The following is a 19577-nucleotide window of genomic DNA, read 5'->3' as shown; positions in this document are numbered from 1 at the left end:
CGCACTTCAACCGGGAATCTCTTCGGCATAGCAACGCTCCTTCAGCGTTGCTTCGACCATATGAATTCACCCGCCCGGGAACAGCACAGACGCTCGGTATGTCGACGTCGACCCCGCGCCGTCGCCGTACCCCAGCGGTGAGTGAGACCCGGAAGACGACGAAGCCCCGGCCCCGCCGAAGCGGGACCGGGGCTCTACGACGATGGATCAGCTCTGGTAGGAACCGAAGTCGAAGTCGTCCAGCGCCACGGCCTGGCCACTGGTGCCGAAGTCGTAGTCGTAGGAGTCGTAACCGGTGACGGAGTACGCCGCTGCGCGGGCCTCCTCGGTGGGCTCCACCCGGATGTTGCGGTAACGCTCGAGGCCGGTACCGGCCGGGATGAGCTTACCGATGATGACGTTCTCCTTCAGGCCCCGCAGCGAGTCCGAACGGCCGTTGATGGCGGCGTCGGTGAGCACGCGGGTCGTCTCCTGGAAGGAGGCGGCCGAGAGCCACGACTCGGTGGCGAGCGACGCCTTCGTGATGCCCATCAGCACCGGACGACCCGAGGCAGGCTTGATGCCCTCGGAGACCGCGCGGCGGTTCTCCTCCTCGAAGCGCGAGCGCTCGACCAGGTCGGACGGCAGCAGGTTGGTGTCGCCGGACTCGATGACCGTCACGCGACGCAGCATCTGCCGCACGATGATCTCGATGTGCTTGTCGTGGATCGCCACACCCTGCGAGCGGTACACGTTCTGCACCTCGTCGACCAGGTGCTCCTGGGCCTTGCGGACACCGAGGATGCGCAGCACGTCCTGCGGGTCGGGCGTTCCGGAGGTCAGGTGGTGACCGACCTCGATGTGCTGGCCGTCCTCGACGTTGAGGCGCGAGCGCTTCGAGACGGGGTACTCCTGGACCTCGGAGCCGTCGTCGGGCGTGACGAGGACCTTGCGGGCCTTGTCGGTGTCCTCGATCTCGACGCGGCCGGCGGCCTCGCTGATCGGGGTACGGCCCTTGGGCGAGCGGGCCTCGAAGAGCTCGACCACGCGGGGCAGACCCTGCGTGATGTCGTCGGCCGAGGCCACACCACCGGTGTGGAAGGTACGCATCGTGAGCTGCGTGCCGGGCTCACCGATCGACTGGGCCGCGATGATGCCGACGGCCTCGCCGATGTCGACGAGCTTTCCGGTGGCCAGCGAGCGGCCGTAGCACTTCGCGCAGGTGCCGGTCTTGGCGTCACAGGTCAGCACGGAGCGGACCTTGACCTCCTCGATGCCGGCTGCGATCAGCTCACCGATCTTGACGTCACCCAGGTCCTCGCCAGCAGCAGCGAGGACGTCGCCCGTCTCCGGGTTGGTGATCTCGACAGCAGCAGAACGGGCGTACGCCGCGGTCTCGGCGTTCTCGTCCTTGCGGACCACACCGTCCTCGCCGCGGATACCGATGACCTTGGGCAGGCCACGCTCGGTGCCACAGTCGTCCTCACGGATGATGACGTCCTGCGACACGTCGACCAGACGACGGGTGAGGTAACCCGAGTCAGCGGTGCGGAGCGCGGTGTCGGCCAGACCCTTGCGGGCACCGTGGGTGGAGATGAAGTACTCCAGGACCGAGAGGCCCTCACGGAAGTTGGCCTTGATCGGCCGCGGGATGATGTCACCCTTCGGGTTGGCCACCAGTCCTCGCATGGCCGCGACCTGGCGGATCTGCATCATGTTTCCGGACGCGCCGGAGTCGACCATCATGTAGATCGGGTTGCGCTTGTCGAAGTTGGCCTCCATGGCCTTGGCCACGTCGTTGGAGGCCTGGGTCCAGATCTCGATGAGCTCCTGGCGACGCTCGTCGTCGGTCACGAGACCGCGCTCGAACTGCTTCTGGACCTTCTCGGCCTGCGCTTCGTAGACCGCGAGGATCTCGACCTTGTCGGCAGGCGTGGTCACGTCGTCGATCGAGACCGTGACACCCGAGCGGGTCGCCCAGTGGAAACCGGCGTCCTTGAGGGCGTCGAGCGAGGCGGCGACCTCGACCTTGGTGTAGCGCTCGGCGAGGTCGTTGACGATCGCGCCCAGGGCCTTCTTGCCCACTTCGTAGTTCACGAAGGGGTAGTCGCCCGGCAGGGTGTCGTTGAAGAGCACCCGACCCAGCGTCGTGGTCAGGATGACCGACTGACCCTCTTCCCAGTCAGCGCCGAGGTTGTCCTCGAGCGGCGGGACGACGTCGTTGAGACGGATCCGCACCTTGCTCTGCATGGTGATCTCGTGACGGTCGAAGGCCATCATGGCCTCGGCCGGCGTGGAGAAGACGCGGCCCTCGCCGACCTCGGCCTCACGGTCGGTGGTCAGCCAGAAGATGCCGATGATCATGTCCTGCGACGGCATCGTCACGGGACGACCGTCGGAGGGCTTGAGGATGTTGTTGGTCGAGAGCATCAGGATCCGCGCCTCGGCCTGGGCCTCGGCAGACAGCGGCAGGTGCACGGCCATCTGGTCACCGTCGAAGTCGGCGTTGAAGGCGCCACACACGAGCGGGTGGATCTGGATGGCCTTGCCCTCGATCAGCTGGGGCTCGAAGGCCTGGATGCCGAGGCGGTGCAGGGTGGGTGCACGGTTGAGCAGCACGGGGTGCTCGGTGATGACCTCTTCGAGGACGTCCCACACGACCGGGCGTGCGCGCTCGACCATCCGCTTGGCGGACTTGATGTTCTGCGCGTGCGACAGGTCGACCAGGCGCTTCATCACGAACGGCTTGAAGAGCTCGAGAGCCATCTGCTTGGGCAGACCACACTGGTGCAGCTTCAGCTGCGGACCCGACACGATGACCGAACGGCCCGAGTAGTCCACGCGCTTGCCGAGGAGGTTCTGGCGGAAGCGCCCCTGCTTGCCCTTGAGCATGTCGGAGAGCGACTTCAACGGCCGGTTGCCCGGGCCGGTGACGGGACGGCCACGACGACCGTTGTCGAAGAGGCTGTCGACGGCCTCCTGCAGCATCCGCTTCTCGTTGTTCACGATGATCTCGGGGGCACCGAGGTCGAGGAGACGCTTGAGGCGGTTGTTGCGGTTGATCACGCGACGGTAGAGGTCGTTGAGGTCGGAGGTCGCGAAGCGGCCACCGTCCAGCTGGACCATCGGACGCAGGTCCGGCGGGATGACCGGAACGGCGTCGAGGACCATGCCGATCGGCTGGTTGCCGGTCTTGCGGAAGGCGTCGACGACCTTGAGGCGCTTGAGGGCGCGGACCTTCTTCTGGCCCTTGCCGTTGGCGATCGTGTCGCGCAGCGACTCGACCTCGGCCTCGACGTCGAAGTCCTGGAGGCGCTTCTGGATCGCCGCGGCGCCCATGAAGCCCTCGAAGTACTTGCCGAACCAGTTCTTCATCTCGCGGTAGAGGAGCTCGTCACCGAGCAGGTCCTGGACCTTGAGCGACTTGAAGGTGTTCCAGACCTCGTCGAGGCGGTCGATCTCGCGCTGGGCACGGTCGCGCAGCTGCTTCATCTCCCGCTCGGCGCCGTCCTTGACCTTGCGGCGCTGGTCGGCCTTGGCACCCTCGGCCTCGAGAGCGGCGAGGTCTTCCTCGAGCTTCTTGGCGCGGTCGTCCAGCGAACCGTCGCGACGCTTCTCGAGGCGCTCGCGCTCCAGGCCGACCTTGTTCTCCAGGGTCGACATGTCGTTGTGGCGGGCATCTTCGTCGACCGAGGTGATCATGTAGGCAGCGAAGTAGATGACCTTCTCGAGGTCCTTCGGCGCCAGGTCGAGGAGGTAGCCGAGACGCGACGGGACACCCTTGAAGTACCAGATGTGGGTGACGGGCGCGGCCAGCTCGATGTGGCCCATGCGCTCGCGGCGCACCTTGGAACGGGTGACCTCGACGCCACAGCGCTCACAGATGATGCCCTTGAAGCGCACGCGCTTGTACTTGCCGCAGTAGCACTCCCAGTCCCGGGTGGGACCGAAGATCTTCTCGCAGAAAAGGCCGTCGCGCTCGGGCTTGAGCGTGCGGTAGTTGATGGTCTCCGGCTTCTTGACCTCGCCGTGGCTCCAACCGCGGATGTCGTCCGCGGTGGCCAGGCCGATCTGGATCTGCTCGAAGAAGTTCACGTCCAGCAAGGTGTGTTCCTTTTGGTTGCTGTTTGAGTCAGGTGGCTTTGGGACTGAGGGGCCCGGGCGGTCGGTGACCGACCGCCCGGGACGTCACCTCAGACTTCTTCGACGCTGCTGGGCTCGCGCCTGGACAGGTCGATGCCGAGTTCCTCGGCCGCACGGAAGACGTCTTCCTCGGCGTCCTTCAACGTGATGGTGGAACCGTCCTGCGACAGCACCTCCACGTTGAGGCAGAGGGACTGCATCTCCTTGACGAGCACCTTGAACGACTCGGGGATACCGGAGTCGGGGATGTTCTCGCCCTTGACGATGGCTTCGTAGACCTTGACGCGACCAGGCACGTCGTCGGACTTGATGGTGAGCAGCTCCTGCAGGGCGTAGGCGGCGCCGTACGCCTCCATCGCCCAGACCTCCATCTCACCGAAGCGCTGGCCACCGAACTGAGCCTTACCACCCAGCGGCTGCTGCGTGATCATGGAGTACGGGCCGGTGCTGCGCGCGTGGATCTTGTCGTCCACGAGGTGGTGGAGCTTGAGGATGTACATGTAGCCAACGGACACCGGCTCGGGGAACGGCTCACCGGAGCGGCCGTCGAACAGGTTGGCCTTGCCGGTCTCGTCCACGAGGCGCTCACCGTCACGGGTCAGCGTGGTGGAGCCGAGCAGACCGATGATCTCGTCCTCGCGCGCACCGTCGAAGACCGGCGTTGCGACCTTCGTGTCGGGCCCGGACTTCTCGACACCGATCGAGATCAGGCGCTGCTTCCAGTCGCTGTTCTCCGGGTCGCCGGACAGGTTGAGGTCCCATCCCTGCTTGCCGATCCAGCCCAGGTGGAGCTCGAGGATCTGACCGATGTTCATCCGTCGCGGCACACCCAGCGGGTTGAGCACCACGTCGACCGGGGTGCCGTCCTCCATGAACGGCATGTCCTCGATCGGCAGGATCTTGGCGATGACGCCCTTGTTGCCGTGACGACCGGCGAGCTTGTCACCCACCGAGATCTTGCGCTTCTGGGCGACGTAGACGCGGACCAGCTCGTTGACGCCCGGGGGCAGCTCGTCGCCGTCCTCGCGGTTGAAGACGCGGACGCCGATGACCGTGCCGGACTCACCGTGCGGGACCTTCATCGAGGTGTCGCGCACCTCGCGCGCCTTCTCACCGAAGATCGCGCGGAGCAGGCGCTCCTCCGGGGTCAGCTCGGTCTCGCCCTTGGGCGTGACCTTGCCGACGAGGATGTCACCGGTGGTGACCTCGGCGCCGATGCGGATGATCCCGCGCTCGTCGAGGTCGGCCAGGCCCTCCTCGGAGACGTTCGGGATGTCCCGGGTGATCTCCTCGGGGCCGAGCTTGGTGTCGCGGGCGTCGACCTCGTGCTCCTCGATGTGGATCGAGGTGAGGACGTCCTCCTGCACCAGGCGCTGGCTGAGGATGATCGCGTCCTCGTAGTTGTGGCCCTGCCACGGCATGAACGCCACGAGCAGGTTGGTGCCCAGGGCCATCTCGGCCTTGTCCGTGCAGGGACCGTCGGCGATCGGCGAGCCGACCTCGAGGCGGTCACCCTCGACGACCAGCGGGCGCTGGTTGATGCAGGTGCCCTGGTTGGAGCGCTTGAACTTGGCCATCTTGTAGGTCTGGTAGCTGCCGTCGTCGTTCATCGTCTCGATGAACTCCGCGGACACCTCCTTGACCACACCGGCCTTCTCGGCCAGCACGACATCGCCGGCGTCGACGGCGGCGCGGTATTCCATGCCGGTGCCGACGATCGGGCTGTCGCTGACGATGAGCGGGACGGCCTGACGCTGCATGTTGGCGCCCATGAGCGCGCGGTTGGCGTCGTCGTGCTCGAGGAACGGGATCAGGGCCGTGGCCACCGACACCATCTGGCGCGGCGACACGTCCATGTAGTCGACCTCTTCGGCGAGGATCGCGTCGACCTCACCGCGCTGCTGGCGGACCAGCACGCGCTCCTCGACGAACTTGTTGTTCTTGTCGAGCGGAGCGTTGGCCTGGGCGATGACGTAGCGGTCCTCGTCGTCGGCCGTCAGGTAGTCGATGTCGTCGCTGACGACACCCTTGACGACGCGGCGGTAGGGCGTCTCGACGAACCCGAAGGGGTTGATCCGACCGTAGGAGGCGAGGGAGCCGATCAGACCGATGTTCGGGCCTTCAGGGGTCTCGATCGGGCACATGCGGCCGTAGTGCGACGGGTGGACGTCACGGACCTCCATGCCGGCGCGGTCACGGGAGAGACCACCCGGGCCGAGCGCGGACAGACGACGCTTGTGCGTCAGGCCGGCGATCGGGTTGGTCTGGTCCATGAACTGCGAGAGCTGCGAGGTTCCGAAGAACTCCTTCAGCGCCGCGACCACGGGACGGATGTTGATCAGGGACTGCGGCGTGATGGCCTCGACGTCCTGGGTCGTCATCCGCTCGCGGACCACACGCTCCATGCGCGCCAGACCGGTGCGGAGCTGGTTCTGGATCAGCTCGCCCACGGTGCGCATGCGACGGTTGCCGAAGTGGTCGATGTCGTCGGACTGGACCTTGATCGGCTTCTCGTCCGGACCCATGACCACGGCGCCCGTGGCGTCGATCAGGTCAGGAGCCTCGACCGGCGCACCCGCGGCGTGCAGCTGCACGATGTAGCGGATCGCGGCGACGATGTCGTCGACGGTCAGCGTCTGCTGGTCGAAGGCCTCGGTCACGCCGAGCTTCTTGTTGATCTTGTAGCGACCGACCTTGGCCAGGTCGTAGCGCTTCGGGTTGAAGTAGTAGTTGTTCAGCAGCGTCTGCGCAGCCTCACGCGTGGGCGGTTCGCCCGGACGCAGCTTGCGGTAGATGTCGAGCAGCGCCTCGTCCTGGGTCTGGGGGGTGTCCTTCTCCAGGGTGAGCATCATCGACTCGTACTCGCCGAACTCCTCGCGGATCTGCTCCGGGGTCCAGCCGAGCGCCTTCAGCAGCACGGTGACGTTCTGCTTGCGCTTGCGGTCGAGACGGACGCCGACCAGGTCGCGCTTGTCGATCTCGAACTCGAGCCAGGCGCCACGCGAGGGGATCATCTTCGAGGTGTAGATGTCCTTGTCGGACGTCTTGTCCGCGGACCGCTCGAAGTAGACGCCGGGCGAGCGCACGAGCTGGGACACGACGACCCGCTCGGTGCCGTTGATGATGAAGGTGCCCTTGCGGGTCATCATCGGGAAGTCACCCATGAAGACCGTCTGGCCCTTGATCTCGCCGGTCTCGTGGTTCATGAACTCGGCGGAGACGTAGAGGGGGCGGGAGAAGGTGAAGTCCTTCTCCTTGCACTCCTCCTCGGTGTACTTCGGGTCGACGAACACGGGGTTGTCGAACGAGAGCATCATCGTCTCGGAGAAGTCCTCGATCGGAGAGATCTCCTCGAAGATCTCCTGAAGACCCGACTTCTCGGAGACGTCCTCACCCGCAGCGCGGCGCGCCACGACCATCTCGTCCCACTTCTCGCCGCCGACAAGCCATTCGAAGCTGTCGGTCTGGAGAGACAGGAGAGCGGGAACCTCAAGAGGTTCGGTGATCTTTGCGAAAGAGGTGCGACGGGAGTTACCAGCGGAGCTGCGCGCGGCCAAGAGTTTTCCTTCGAATGATCAGGTGATTCGAATCGCAGCCAGCCTTCCACCGTCGACACCCGTCCGGACAGGGTGAAGGGCATTTGAGGGCAGGCGCAAAGAAGAAGGCTACCCCAAATAGACGCGCGGCTCAAACGCGGGGGTCAACTCCTCAGGAGCCGACTCTTCCGCGTTGCCGACGATGATGAACGCCGAGGCCGGTCAGGTCAAGCACCACGGCCGCACGGGCCGCCCCCTATAGCGCTACTGGGCCGCGGGCGAGGTGACCAGGTTGTCGATCAACCAGTCCTCGCCGACCTTCTGCATGGTGACCGTGACCTGGTCCTTGTAGGTGACCGGCTCGGGCGTGAGCTTGTTGGTCGTGGGTCGGTCGATGAAGACCAGCACGTCGACGCGGTCCTCCCCCGACCGGACGATCCCGGACGCGATGACCTCGGCGGCGACCTTCGTCTGCGTCGACGGCGCGTTGTCGGTGATGACCCCGAAGAGCTGGTCGTAGTCCTCGAAGTAGTCGGCCGTGACGTAGGACTTCGCGCGCTCACGGTCGGCCTCGAGCGACTCGTAGTCGTAGGACAGCACCGGCACGATGGCCTGCTCCGCGGCCGCCTGCGCCTGGCTCGACGCTTCCTCCACGGTCGAGTCGTCGCCCGCCTGCCAGGCCCAGATCGCTCCGGCCACGCCGAGCGCCGCGAGCGCTCCGAGCAGCCCCAGCAGCCAGGTCGGCACGTTGCGGGTCCGACCCGGCTCGACCGACCGTGCGGCAACGGGGGCGTCCCCGGTCGTCGCGTCGTCGACCTGGGACGTCTCGGCGTCCGGCTCGGGCTCGGGTGCCTGCGCGGCCAGCTCGACGTCGTACGCCGCTCGCGACCGCTCGTCGAGCAGCACCTCGGCTGCCTGGTTGAGCGTCTGGAACCGTCGCGAGCCGGGCTCGAGGTCGGCGATGCCGGCGCGCCAGGCTGCGCGGATCTCGTCGTGGGACGCGGTGGGCTCGACGTCGAGGACGTCGTACCAGCTCGGGGTCATTGCTTGCCCTCCGTCGACGGGGTCTGCGAGGGCGTCGGCACGGGGTTGCCCGACTCGGGCACGGCTCCGCCGGCGGTGACGGGGCTGAAGTCGTCGACCAGCCACTCACCGTCGATCTTGACGAGGCTGACCTCGATGCGGAACGGGATCGGCTCCTGCGGGACGGTCTTGCCCTTGATGGTGTAGGAGTCGGTGAAGGACCCGGCGACGAGCGTGCGCGCCGAGTCGGCGTCGAGGCTGGCGACGCCAGTGGCGAACACGTCGGGCACGCGGGCCACACCGGCCTGCGCGACGAGCTGCTCGGCCGCACCGGCCTCCTTGTCGAAGGAAGCGGCGAACTTCGGGGTGATGACCTCCTTGACCTTCTCGCGGTAGTCGGGCATCGCGCCGCTGTCGTCGAGCAGGTCGGGACCGTAGGAGCCCATGCGCAGCATGAACTGCTCGGTCTGGGCCATCACGTCCTCGCGGCCGGCCTGGGTGTCGCCGGCCTCCGCGTCACGGGTCACGAGCAGCGTCGCCGCCGTGGCGACAGCCGCCAGGATCACCGCGACCAGCACAGCCGCCAGCACCAGTCGGAACGACTGGGAGCGGGGTGGGTCGACGGAAGGGGGCGTGCTCAGTCCTGCGTCAGCAGAGGCTGGAGGAACAACCACTTCCACGATTCCTTTCCAAGGGTCCGGGGTGCCACGCTACCGGCCGACTCCACAGCCTTCGCCTCGCGCTCACCCCAGGTGAGTTCGCCGGTGGCGGGATCGTAGGCGGCGATGGGGTCGGGGTAGGACGCTGCAGCTCGCGGTGCGTGCTGCGCTCCTCGGGCGTTGGACTTCGAGGCGGGCTCGGTGCAGCCGGCCGACATGTTCATCGGACGGTTGGAGCCGTCGAGGGGCGAGCGACGGTCGGTGCTCTCGTAGCCGCCGTGGCACACGTGCGGCTCCTCGGTGATGATCATGCCGAAGTGGGCGTCGAAGTTGCCGGTCGCAGCGGTCTTCGAGACGACGGTGAAGCCGCCCTCGACGACGTAGGGGTAGAGCACCAGCAGCTGCTCGACACCGTCGAGCCGCGACACGACCACCTCACCGGTGGTGACGAGGTTGTTGATCAGGGAGCCGAGCTCGACCTCGTTGTCCTCCAGGAAGCGGCGCAGCTGGATGGCGGTCGCGCTGCCGTTGTCGATGACGGCACGGATGTCCTTGTCGGCACCGACGACGCTGGTGGAGAAGACGCTCAGGTCGCGGGCGAAGGAGCGCAGCGAGCTCTCCGAGGCGAGCTGGCCGCGCAGGACGACGTTGGAGTCCTTGATCAGCTTGGTCGTGATCTCGAAGTTGTCGTCGGCCGCCGCGAGGAACTCGTTGCCCGAGTCGATGATCGTCTGCAGGTCCTCGCCCGCGCCACCGAAGGCGGCACCGAACTCCGTCGTGACCGTCTGAAGGTCCTTCTCGTCCACGCTGCGCACGGTGTTGGACAGGTTGGTGAGCAGCGTGTCCGTCTGGATCGGCGTGCGGGTGCGGTCGACGTCGATCTCGGAGCCCTCGTCGAGGTAGGGCCCGCCGTCGGCGCGCGGCTGCAGCTCGACGTACTGCTCACCCACCGCGGAGCGGTTGCCGACCACGGCGATCGTGTCGACGGGGATCGTGTCCTGGCCCTTGTCGATGTCGAGGTGGATGTCGACGCCCTCATCGGTCAGCACCATCTCGGAGACCTCGCCGATCCGGACACCGCGGTAGGAGACCTCGGCACCGGCGAACGCGCCACCGGAGTCGGCGAAGTGGGCGACGACCGTGTAGGCGTCGTCGATGATCAGCCGGTCGAGGCGGGCGTAGCGGGCGCCGACGAACGAGACACCCAGGAGCGTGATGATCGCGAAGACCATCAGCTGGAGCTTGGTACGGCGAGTGATCATCGGAGCACCATCCCGGGCACGAGCAGGTTCACGAGGTGGGGGTCGTAGACGTCCATCAACTCACCCATCGTCGGTCCCTGCTGAGACGGGCGCTGGCCCGTTCCGGCTCGGGGGGCTCCCGGCTGGCGGAGCAGGCTCGGCAGGGTGGTCGGGATCGACAGCGTGGGCAGCGTCGTCGGCACGCTGCTCGGCAGCCCCGGGATCGCATTGAGCTGCTTGCAGACGTCCTTGTCCTTGTTCGCCTGCTTCTTGCACTCTTCCTTGAGCTGCAGCAGGTCGTTGGGGGTGTTGAGGACCTTCAAGCAGGCCGCACTCAGCGGGTTGCCGCTCTTGAGGCACTCGAGCACGTTGTCGACGATCTTCGTCGGGTCGATCTGCGTCGGCAGGTTGGTGGGCAGCGTCGGCGGCCCGGTCGCGCCGTTGCTGAGATCGATGTCGAGGGTGACGGACAGGTTGGTGAAGTCACCCATGTGCAGGTTCCTCGCCACCTGCGGGTCACGGCCCACGACCTCGTCCACGAACGGGTAGGTCAAGAAGACGTGGAAGGCGTGGGCGAAGTTGTCGCCCGAGGCGGCGAGCTGCGACAGCACCGGGTTGAGCAGCTCGAGGCTGTCGATGGTGGATTCCTTCGACTGCGTGATGACCTTGACGCCCACGGAGCTCAGCTGGTCGAGCGCCTTCAGCATCTTGACGAGGTCGCCACGCTGGCGGTCGATGGAGTCCAGCGCGCTGGGCAGGTCCTCCAGGGCCGCGTCGATGGTCGGCTGTTCCTTGCGCACCGACAGTGCGAGCTGGTTGAGCTTCTCGATCGCGGTGACGATCTCGGCCTTGTTCTCGTCGAGCTGGCCCATGAACGAGCTGATCTGCTCGAGCACGGACCGAGCGGCCCCCTCACGACCCTCGAGGGCGAGGTTGAGCTCGCGCGTGATGGTCTGGAGCTGGCCGATGCCGCCGCCGTTGAGGAGCAGGCTCAGCGCACCGAAGACCTCTTCGACCTCGGAGTTGCGTCCCGAGCGCGAGAGCGGGATCTCGTCGCCGGACTCGAGGGGGTTGGCGCTGGCGTCCTGGTCGGGTGCCTTGAGCGAGACGAACTTCTCGCCGAGGAGGCTGGTCTGGCGGATCTCCGCGAGCGCGTTGTCCGGCAGGGCCACGTCGTTGCGCAGCTCGAGGGTGACCTCGGCGGTGTAGCCCTCGAGGTCCACGTCGCGCACGGTGCCCACGCTCACGTCGTTGACCTTGACGGTCGACTTGGGCACGAGGTCGAGCACGTCGGCGAACTGCACCTTGACGATCATCGGGTTCTCGCCGGAGTCCGGGCCACCGGGGAGCGGCAGCTTGTAGACGTCGAACTCACAACCGGTCATGAGCAGGGTCGCGCCCAGTACGGCCGCGAGGGTCTTGAGCTTCTTCATCGCTGCACCTCCACGAGGCCGCCGAGGGTCGGGTCGAACTCGAGGCCGGGAGCCGCAGGAAGGGTCGTGCCTTCCTTGAAGGCCCCGCTGCGGGGCAGGATCTGCTCGATCGTGTCGCAGACGGACTCAGCACCCTTCACCTGGTCGGTGAACCCGCAGAGGAAGGCCGCGGGGTCCGCCTCGATCTGGCTGCCCAGCATGCCGAGGTTGGCCCGGGTGTCGAGGGTGCCGGCCTGCGGGTTGTAGGTCAGGGCAAGGTTGTTGAGGGCGAGGGGACCGACCTTGAGGACGGTGTCCAGCGCGTCGCGCTGCTTGACCAGCACCTTGGAGACCCGGTTGAGCCCCTTGATGTTGCGGCCCAGGACCTCACGGTTGTCGGTCACGAAGGACGACACCTGGGTCAGCGCGGTCGACAGGTTCTTCAGCGAGGCCGTCAGCTCCTCGCGCTCGCCCTTGAGGAGCGCGGACACGTCGGCGAGGGACTGGTTGAAGCCCCGGACCGTCTGGTCGTTCTCGGCCAGCGTCTCGATGAACTTCCCGAGCTGCTCGGCGCTGCCGAAGAGCTCCTCCTTGTTGTCGGCCAAGGTGTCGGAGAGCCGGGCGAAGTTCTTCAGGGTGGAGTTGAAGTTGGCTCCCTGCCCCTCGAAGTTGTCGGCCGTCACTGCCAGCAGGTCGGACAGGGCGCCGTTCTCGTTGGCGCCGTTGGGCCCCAGCGCCACATTGAGGGTGTCGAGGCTCTCGAAGATCTGGTCGAGCTCGATCGGGACCGCGGTCTGGGAGAGCGCGAGCTCGGTGTTGTCGGGCATGACCTCGTCGCCCTCCTGGAAGACCGGGGTCAGCTGGACGAACCGGTCACCGACGATCGACGGCGCCACGATGGCCGCCTGGGCGTCTGCGGGGAGGTTGATGTCGGCGTCGTAGGCCATGGTCACCTCGACGTCGGTGCCGGAGGGCTTGACCTCCTCCACCGTGCCGATCGCCACGCCCAGGACCCGGACCTCGCTGCCCTCGTAGACCGAGACCGCGCGGGGGAAGTGGGCGACGAGACGCTTGGAGTCGTCGCTGCCGATCATGGTCAGCACCGCGGCTGTCACCAGGGCGAGGACGACCAGCGGGACGGCGAGCTTCTTGATGAGGTCCATGTCAGCCCACCTGCGGAGCGGGAGGCATGTTCTGGATGTAGGTGTCGAACCACGGTCCGGTGCCCAGGGTGTTGGCGAAGACCGTGTAGAACGGCGCCATCAGCCGCAGGCTGTTGTCGAGGTTGTCCTCGTTCTTGTTCAGCACGTTGACGACGTTCTCCAAGTGGGTCAGAGCGGGCTTGAGGTCCGCACGGCTCTGCTTGACGAGCAGGGTGAGCTCGCGCGAGAGCGTGGAGGTGGACGTGAGCAGGTTGTGGATCGCCTCGCGACGGCTCACCAGCGCACGGAACAGCACGTCGGCGTCGCGCATCAGCGCCACGATGTCCTGGTCACGCTCGTCGAGCACCCGCGAGACCTTCTCCAGGTTGACGAGCAGCGTGTTGATCTCACCGTCGCGGGCAGCGACGTTGGCCGAGAGCCGGGTGACCCCGTCGAGGGCCGCGCGGAACTCCTCGGGGGTGTTGCGGGTCAGGTCGGCCAGCGTGGTCAGCGACTCGGCGAGCTGGTCGGTGTTGATCTCCTCGGAGGTCGCGGCCAGGCCTTCGAACGCCGACACCACGTCGTACGGCGACGTGGTCCGCTCGACGGGGATGGTCGACTCCTCCGCCATCTGCCCGGAGCCGGCCGGCTCCAAGGCGAGGAACATCGCGCCGAGCAGGGTCTTCACCTTGATCGCCGCGTTGGTGCTCGGGCCGAAGCTCTCGTCGGAGTCGACCTTGAAGCTGACCTTGACCTGGTCGCCGTCGAGCTCGACGGCGTCGACCTTGCCGACGCGCACGCCGGCGATGCGGACCTCGTCGTTGACCTTGAGGCCACCGGACTCGGAGAAGGCGGCGTAGTAGGTGTCACCGCCGCCGATGACCGGCAGGTCTCCGGCACGGAACGCGACGACGAGGGACGCAGCGATCATCGCCAGGCTGATGGCACCGATGACGACCGGGTTGCGCTCGCGGAAGGGGATCATGTGGTTCATCCGAGGTTGCACCTGTCCGATCCGGTCTGGTAGCTGACAGGGACGTTCACGCCGGCGGGCAGCTTCACGCGGCCCTGGAACTCGCAGAGGTAGAAGTTGAACCACGAGCCGTAGATCGCGGTGCGGCCCACCTTCTCGAGCTTGATCGGGAGCACCTGGAGGGCACGGTCGAGCTCTGCCTTGTTGCGGTCGAGGTTGCCGGCGAAGTTGCGCAGGTGCTTGATGTCCTGGACGAAGGGCTTGCGGATCCCCTCCAGCAGCCCGGCGGTCTGCACCGACAGGGTCGAGATGTCGTCGAGCGAGGTCAAGATCGCCTGCCGGTCGTCCTTGAGCCCACCGATGAGCTGGCGGAAGGACCCGATCAGGCGCGCGAGCTGTTCGTCGCGGTCGCCGATGTGCACGAGGACCTGGTTGAGGTTCTCGATCAGGTCACCGATGACCTCGTCGCGGTCGGCGAGCGTGGAGGTGACCGACGCCGTGTGCTGCAGCAGGCCCTCGAGCGTGCCGCCCTCGCCCTGGAAGACCTGGACGATCTCGTAGGACAGCTTGTTGATGTCGGCCGGGGACAGCGCCTGGAACAGCGGCTTGAAGCCGTTGAACAGGACGGTCAGGTCCAGCGCGGGCTTGGTGCGGTCGACCGGGATCGTGGAGCCCTCGGGCATCCGGCCCGAGTCGCCCACCTCCTGGGTGAGGGAGATGTAGCGCTGGCCCACGAGGTTGCGGTAGCGGATCGTGGCGAACGTGCCGCCGTTGACCTGCGTCGCGTCGGCCACCGTGAAGGTCACCAGCGCACGGGTGCGCTCGACGATCTCGATGTCTCGGACCGTGCCGACCTTCACGCCGGCGACGCGGACGTCGTCACCCTTGTTGACTCCGGTGGCGTTGGTGAAGACCGCCTTGTAGTCGCGGGTGGAGGCGAAGTTGAGGTTGCCGATGAGCACGATCAGCAGGGCCGTCGCCACCGAGGTGACCACGACGAACGTCAGCAGGCGGAGGAGGTCGCCCGAGGTCTTCTTGTCGAGGAGCGGCATCAGCGATCAGCTCCCATCGAGACGGTCGCACCACGAGCCATCGGTGCCACCAGCAGGACGCCCAGGTCGGGCACGTCCTGTGCGCTGGTCCCGATCGCCGGGCCGAGCAGGCCCTTGACCAGGGCCGACTCCTCGCGGCTGCCGGGGTAGCCGGCGCCGGTCGACCAGCCGGTCGCGGAGCGCGTGATGCCCTTGCCGGTGGGTTCGTCGACGCCGTCGGCGAAGTTGGGCTGGTGGGTCACGGGGTTTTCCTGGCTCCAGGGTGCGTTGGGCAGGCGGCCGCAGTAGGGGCCGCGCTTCTCGCCGTACACGGGCTTGTCCGCGGGCCCGTAGCCACGCGGCTGGTTGGGCAGCGTCTCCAGCACGATGTGCAGGGTGAAGCCGCGGAACGCCTCGGCCTGCAGCTTGCCCGCGCTCACGATGCCTTCGAGCAGGCAGGGGTACTCGGGTGCGTAGCGGGCGAACACGCCCAGCTGCTCGCGGCTGACCTCACCGAGACGGATGATGTTGTCGCCGTTGTCACCGAGGAACCGCTCGGCCGTCGCGGAGAACGAGCCGATGTCCTTGAACAGCGCATTGAGCTTCTCCTCGCGCCCCTCGAGCGTCTGCGTGGTGGTGATGGTGTTGCGCAGGATCGTGGCGACCTCAGGCAACACATCGGAGTACACGTCGGACACCTGACCGGTGAGGCGCAGGTCCTCGACGAGGGCCGGGATCTGGGGGTTGAGGCGCTTGAGGTAGCTGTCGATCGTCTCGAGGTTGCCGCCGAGCTGGTCGCCGCGGCCCTCGAGCGCAGTCGCGATCGCGTTGAGCGTCATGTTGATCTCGGCCGGCTGCACCGCGCGCAGGAGCGGGAAGAGGTCGTTGAGCACCTGCTCGACCTCGGTCGAGACGTCGGTGCGGTCGATGACCGTGTCGACCTGGATGGGGTCGGCCAGCGGGCCCTCGGGCACGATCAGCGAGACGTACTTCTCGCCGAACAGGGTCTTCGGCACGATCGAGCCCGAGACGTTGCTCGGAATCGTGTCGCGCATGTCGGGGTAGAGACCGAGCGTCAGCGTCGCGCCCTCACCGTCGGTGCGGATGTCGATCACCTCTCCGACCTGGACGCCGCGGATCTTGACGTCGGCACGGATCGGGGTCTGCAGGCCGATGTTGGTGGTCTTGAGCTCCACCTCGTCGAAGTCGGTGAACTTCTGCGTGAAGACGCCGTACGACAGCCAGACACTGGAGAGCAGCAGGGCGAGGAAGACCACGCCGAGCACCTTGTTGTTCTTCATCGGATTCATCGCTATCCCGCCAGCCTGACAGTGGCGTTGGTTCCCCAGATCGCCATGGACAAGAACAGGTCGATGACGTTGATCGCCACGATGCTGGTGCGCACCGCGCGACCCACAGCCACACCCACGCCCGCGGGACCGCCGGAGGCGGTGTAGCCGTGGTAGCAGTGGATGAGGATGACGGTGACCGCGAACACGAGCACCTTGCCGAACGACCAGAGCACGTCGCCCGGCGGCAGGAAGGCGTTGAAGTAGTGGTCGTAGGTGCCCGCCGACTGCCCGTAGAACTGGGTGACGACGAGACGGCTGGCGAAGTACGACGACAGCAACCCGACGACGTAGAGCGGGACGATCGCGATCAGCCCGCCGACGACACGGGTGGCGACCAGGAACGGCATCGACGGGATGGCCATCACCTCGAGGGCGTCGACCTCCTCGGAGATCCGCATGGCACCGAGCTGCGCGGTGAAGCCGCAGCCGACCGTGGCCGCGAGGGCGATGCCTGCGACGAGGGGGGCGATCTCACGGGTGTTGAAGTAGGCGGAGACGAAGCCCGCGAACGCGGCGGTGCCGAGCTGGTTGAGCGCGGCGTAGCCGGACAGGCCGACCTGGGCGCCGGTGAAGAAGGTCATGCCGATGATGACGCCGACGGTGCCGCCGATGACGGCCAGGGCGCCGGAGCCGAGGGTGACCTCGGCGAGGATCCGCAGGATCTCCCGGGGATAGCGCGTGACCGAGCGCGGGATCGACCTGACCACGCCGATGTGGAAGGCGAGCTGGCCCCCGAGGGTGTCGAGCGAGTCGAGGGGCTTCTGGTAGACGCTCTTGATGCTGGCCATGTCATCCGCCCTTCGGTGGGACGACCTGGAGGTAGATCATGCTCAGGACGAAGTTGGCGACGAAGAGCAACAAGAACGTGATGACGACGGACTCGTTGACCGCGTCACCCACGCCCTTCGGACCACCGCTGGCGTTCATGCCCTTGTAGGACGCGACGATCGCGGCGATCAGACCGAAGACGAGGGCCTTGATCAGGCCGATCCACAGGTCTGGCAGCTGGGCGAGCGCTGTGAAGCTCGCGATGTAGGCGCCCGGGGTGCCGTCCTGGAGGATCACGTTGAAGACATAGCCGCCGGCGACACCGACCACGCTGACCATGCCGTTGAGGAAGAACGCCACCAGCATGCAGGCGAGGACCCGCGGGACCACCAGCCGCTGGATGGGGTCGATGCCGAGGACCATCATCGCGTCGAGCTCTTCGCGGATCTTGCGCGCACCGAGGTCGGCCGCGATGGCCGAGCCGCCGGCGCCGGCGATGAGCAGGGCTGTGCCGATGGGCGCGGCTTGCTGGATGACAGCGAGGACCGACGCGGAGCCGGTGAAGGACTGCGCACCGAACTGCTTGATCAGCCCACCGACCTGGAGCGCGATGACGGCACCGAAGGGGATGGCGACGAGCGCGGTCGGGACGATGGTCACCGACGCGATGAACCAGGCCTGCTGGATGAACTCGCGCAGCTGGAAGGGGCGACGGAACAGCGCGCGCCCGACGTCGAGAGCGAAGGCAAAGAGCTTGCCCGCGACCCCGATCGGGGCAAGTGCCCGGGATGCGGTGAGTGAGGACACGGCGTGATCAGGCCCCCGGGGCGAGGCCGGCGTTGGCGCTCAGGAAGGACCCGGGAGGAGGGGTCACACCGTTCTCGCGGCACCACTGTCCCGGAGCGGGCTGGTGGCGGCGCGGGATGCCGCTCGAGGGCTCGAGCTGGAGCGGGATCGGCGGCAGCGGCGGCATGTCGAGGTCCTTCTCGGCCGCGAGCTCGTCGGCGTCCTTCTCCTCGGACATGCCGATCGGGCCGACGGTCTGGGCGTTGAGGAACTGCCGCACGACCGGCTCCTCGGAGCTGAGCAGCATCTCGCGGGGGCCGAACATCGCCAGGTGCTTGTGGTAGAGCAGGCCGATGTTGTCCGGGACGGTCCGGGTGCTGTTGATGTCGTGGGTGACGATCAGGAACGTCGCGTCGATCTGGGCGTTCAGGTCGATGAAGAGCTGGTTGATGAACGAGGTGCGCACGGGGTCGAGGCCGGAGTCGGGCTCGTCGATCAGCAGGATCTCGGGGTCGAGCACCAGCGCGCGAGCCAGGCCGGCGCGCTTGCGCATGCCGCCGGAGATCTCGCCGGGGAGCTTGTCCTCGGCACCGATCAGGCCGACGAGGTCCATCTTCTCCATCACGATGGAGCGGATCTCGGACTCGCTCTTCTTGGTGTGCTCGCGCAACGGGAAGGCGACGTTGTCGTAGAGGTTCATCGAGCCGAACATGGCGCCGTCCTGGAACAGCACGCCGAAGAGCTTGCGGATCTCGTAGAGGTCGCGCTCGGAGCAGCTCGCGATGTCGGTGCCCTCGATCATGATCGAGCCCTCGTCGGGCTTGATCAGGCCGATCAGCGTCTTGAGGAACACGGACTTGCCGGTTCCCGACGGGCCGAGCATGACCGACACCTGCCCTGCAGGGATGGACAGCGTCACGTCACGCCAGATCAGCTGTTTGCCGAACGACTTGGTGAGGCCGTCGACCTTGATCTCAACGCCCATGCCCGCAATCTCCCTTTGCTGTCTACGACCGCTGCCTGACACCGCCGTGCACGACTCCCTCGGCGTGGCACAGATCTCAGTGTCGGCGTTACTCCTCGGTACCAACGCCACTACCGCGGTGAGGTTACGCGTGAATGGCCATCGCGTCATGGGCCAACCACGTGTCGACACGCAAATGCAACAGAGGGCGACCACCCTCGCGGGTGATCGCCCTCCGGCTGATCGATCAGTGCCTGGTCAACGCACGGCCGTGGCCGTGTGCGATCCGGACAGGAGTCAGATCAAGGTCACTTGACGGTGACGGTGGCGCCGGCGGCCTCGAGGGCCTCCTTCGCCTTGTCGGCCGCAGCCTTGTCGACCTTCTCGAGGATCGCCTTCGGGGCGGACTCAACGAGGTCCTTCGCCTCCTTCAGGCCGAGGCTCGTGAGGGCGCGCACCTCCTTGATGACGTTGATCTTCTTGTCGCCAGCGGCCTCGAGGACGACGTCGAACTCGTCCTGCTCGGCAGCGGCCTCGCCACCGGCGGCGGGGGCGCCCGCAGCGGCGG

Annotated in this window: 14 protein-coding genes; all 14 read right to left on the bottom strand. The window is 66.8% G+C overall.

What is annotated here, in order from left to right; translation table 11 throughout:
- Positions 1–207: 207 nt before the first annotated feature.
- Positions 208–4083, bottom strand: a complete 3876-nt coding sequence (locus tag CF8_RS02615) for a DNA-directed RNA polymerase subunit beta' (RefSeq protein ID WP_010831586.1) — start codon at positions 4081–4083, stop codon at positions 208–210.
- 89 nt (positions 4084–4172) lie between these two features.
- On the bottom strand, positions 4173–7679 hold the full coding sequence (gene rpoB / locus CF8_RS02610; protein WP_010831585.1) for a DNA-directed RNA polymerase subunit beta: 3507 nt from the start codon (positions 7677–7679) through the stop codon (positions 4173–4175).
- A 243-nt stretch (positions 7680–7922) separates the two neighbouring features.
- Positions 7923–8702 carry a J domain-containing protein gene (locus CF8_RS02605; RefSeq protein WP_010831584.1) on the bottom strand — a complete coding sequence of 260 codons (780 nt, stop codon included), beginning with the start codon at positions 8700–8702 and terminating at the stop codon, positions 7923–7925.
- Positions 8699–9271, bottom strand: a complete 573-nt coding sequence (locus tag CF8_RS20615) for a hypothetical protein (RefSeq protein WP_051204098.1) — start codon at positions 9269–9271, stop codon at positions 8699–8701. The genes CF8_RS02605 and CF8_RS20615 overlap by 4 nt, the downstream gene beginning before the upstream one ends.
- A 47-nt stretch (positions 9272–9318) precedes the next feature.
- A complete protein-coding gene (locus CF8_RS02595; RefSeq protein ID WP_010831582.1) occupies positions 9319–10602 on the bottom strand; it encodes an MCE family protein in 1284 nt (427 codons plus the stop codon).
- A complete protein-coding gene (locus CF8_RS02590; RefSeq protein WP_010831581.1) occupies positions 10599–12014 on the bottom strand; it encodes an MCE family protein in 1416 nt (471 codons plus the stop codon). The genes CF8_RS02595 and CF8_RS02590 overlap by 4 nt, the downstream gene beginning before the upstream one ends.
- Positions 12011–13156: an MCE family protein gene (locus CF8_RS02585; RefSeq protein ID WP_010831580.1), complete on the bottom strand. Its 1146-nt coding sequence runs from the start codon at positions 13154–13156 to the stop codon at positions 12011–12013. The genes CF8_RS02590 and CF8_RS02585 overlap by 4 nt, the downstream gene beginning before the upstream one ends.
- Before the next feature lies 1 nt (position 13157).
- A complete protein-coding gene (locus CF8_RS02580; protein ID WP_036492007.1) occupies positions 13158–14120 on the bottom strand; it encodes an MCE family protein in 963 nt (320 codons plus the stop codon).
- Positions 14121–14125: 5 nt separating this feature from the next.
- On the bottom strand, positions 14126–15160 hold the full coding sequence (locus tag CF8_RS02575; protein WP_010831578.1) for an MCE family protein: 1035 nt from the start codon (positions 15158–15160) through the stop codon (positions 14126–14128).
- On the bottom strand, positions 15160–16440 hold the full coding sequence (locus tag CF8_RS02570; protein ID WP_232211563.1) for an MCE family protein: 1281 nt from the start codon (positions 16438–16440) through the stop codon (positions 15160–15162). Before CF8_RS02570 ends, CF8_RS02575 begins: the two co-directional genes overlap by 1 nt.
- A gap of 11 nt (positions 16441–16451) precedes the next feature.
- The gene (locus CF8_RS02565) at positions 16452–17279 is read right to left on the bottom strand and encodes an MlaE family ABC transporter permease (protein ID WP_010831576.1); all 828 of its coding nucleotides are present in this window, start codon (positions 17277–17279) and stop codon (positions 16452–16454) included.
- A gap of 1 nt (position 17280) precedes the next feature.
- On the bottom strand, positions 17281–18066 hold the full coding sequence (locus tag CF8_RS02560; protein WP_010831575.1) for an MlaE family ABC transporter permease: 786 nt from the start codon (positions 18064–18066) through the stop codon (positions 17281–17283).
- A 7-nt stretch (positions 18067–18073) separates the two neighbouring features.
- On the bottom strand, positions 18074–19030 hold the full coding sequence (locus tag CF8_RS02555) for an ABC transporter ATP-binding protein (RefSeq protein ID WP_010831574.1): 957 nt from the start codon (positions 19028–19030) through the stop codon (positions 18074–18076).
- A gap of 287 nt (positions 19031–19317) precedes the next feature.
- The coding region (gene rplL, locus CF8_RS22875) for a 50S ribosomal protein L7/L12 (RefSeq protein WP_036490031.1) at positions 19318–19577 on the bottom strand (260 nt) is incomplete at its 5' end.

The organism is Nocardioides sp. CF8 (assembly GCF_000389985.1).
Lineage (GTDB): Bacteria > Actinomycetota > Actinomycetes > Propionibacteriales > Nocardioidaceae > Nocardioides > Nocardioides allogilvus.
Note: the sequence above shows the minus strand (reverse complement) of the source record. Positions and strands in the feature narration are given on the sequence as shown.

Bases quoted from the DNA above. Each gene is read 5' to 3' on its own strand.
- CF8_RS02605 (WP_010831584.1), bottom strand. From the start codon at position 8,702: ATGACCCCGAGCTGGTACGACGTCCTCGACGTCGAGCCCACCGCGTCC.
- CF8_RS02595 (WP_010831582.1), bottom strand. From the start codon at position 10,602: ATGATCACTCGCCGTACCAAGCTCCAGCTGATGGTCTTCGCGATCATC.
- CF8_RS02590 (WP_010831581.1), bottom strand. From the start codon at position 12,014: ATGAAGAAGCTCAAGACCCTCGCGGCCGTACTGGGCGCGACCCTGCTC.
- CF8_RS02585 (WP_010831580.1), bottom strand. From the start codon at position 13,156: ATGGACCTCATCAAGAAGCTCGCCGTCCCGCTGGTCGTCCTCGCCCTG.
- CF8_RS02580 (WP_036492007.1), bottom strand. From the start codon at position 14,120: ATGATCCCCTTCCGCGAGCGCAACCCGGTCGTCATCGGTGCCATCAGC.
- CF8_RS02575 (WP_010831578.1), bottom strand. From the start codon at position 15,160: ATGCCGCTCCTCGACAAGAAGACCTCGGGCGACCTCCTCCGCCTGCTG.
- CF8_RS02570 (WP_232211563.1), bottom strand. From the start codon at position 16,440: ATGAAGAACAACAAGGTGCTCGGCGTGGTCTTCCTCGCCCTGCTGCTC.
- CF8_RS02565 (WP_010831576.1), bottom strand. From the start codon at position 17,279: ATGGCCAGCATCAAGAGCGTCTACCAGAAGCCCCTCGACTCGCTCGAC.
- CF8_RS02555 (WP_010831574.1), bottom strand. From the start codon at position 19,030: ATGGGCGTTGAGATCAAGGTCGACGGCCTCACCAAGTCGTTCGGCAAA.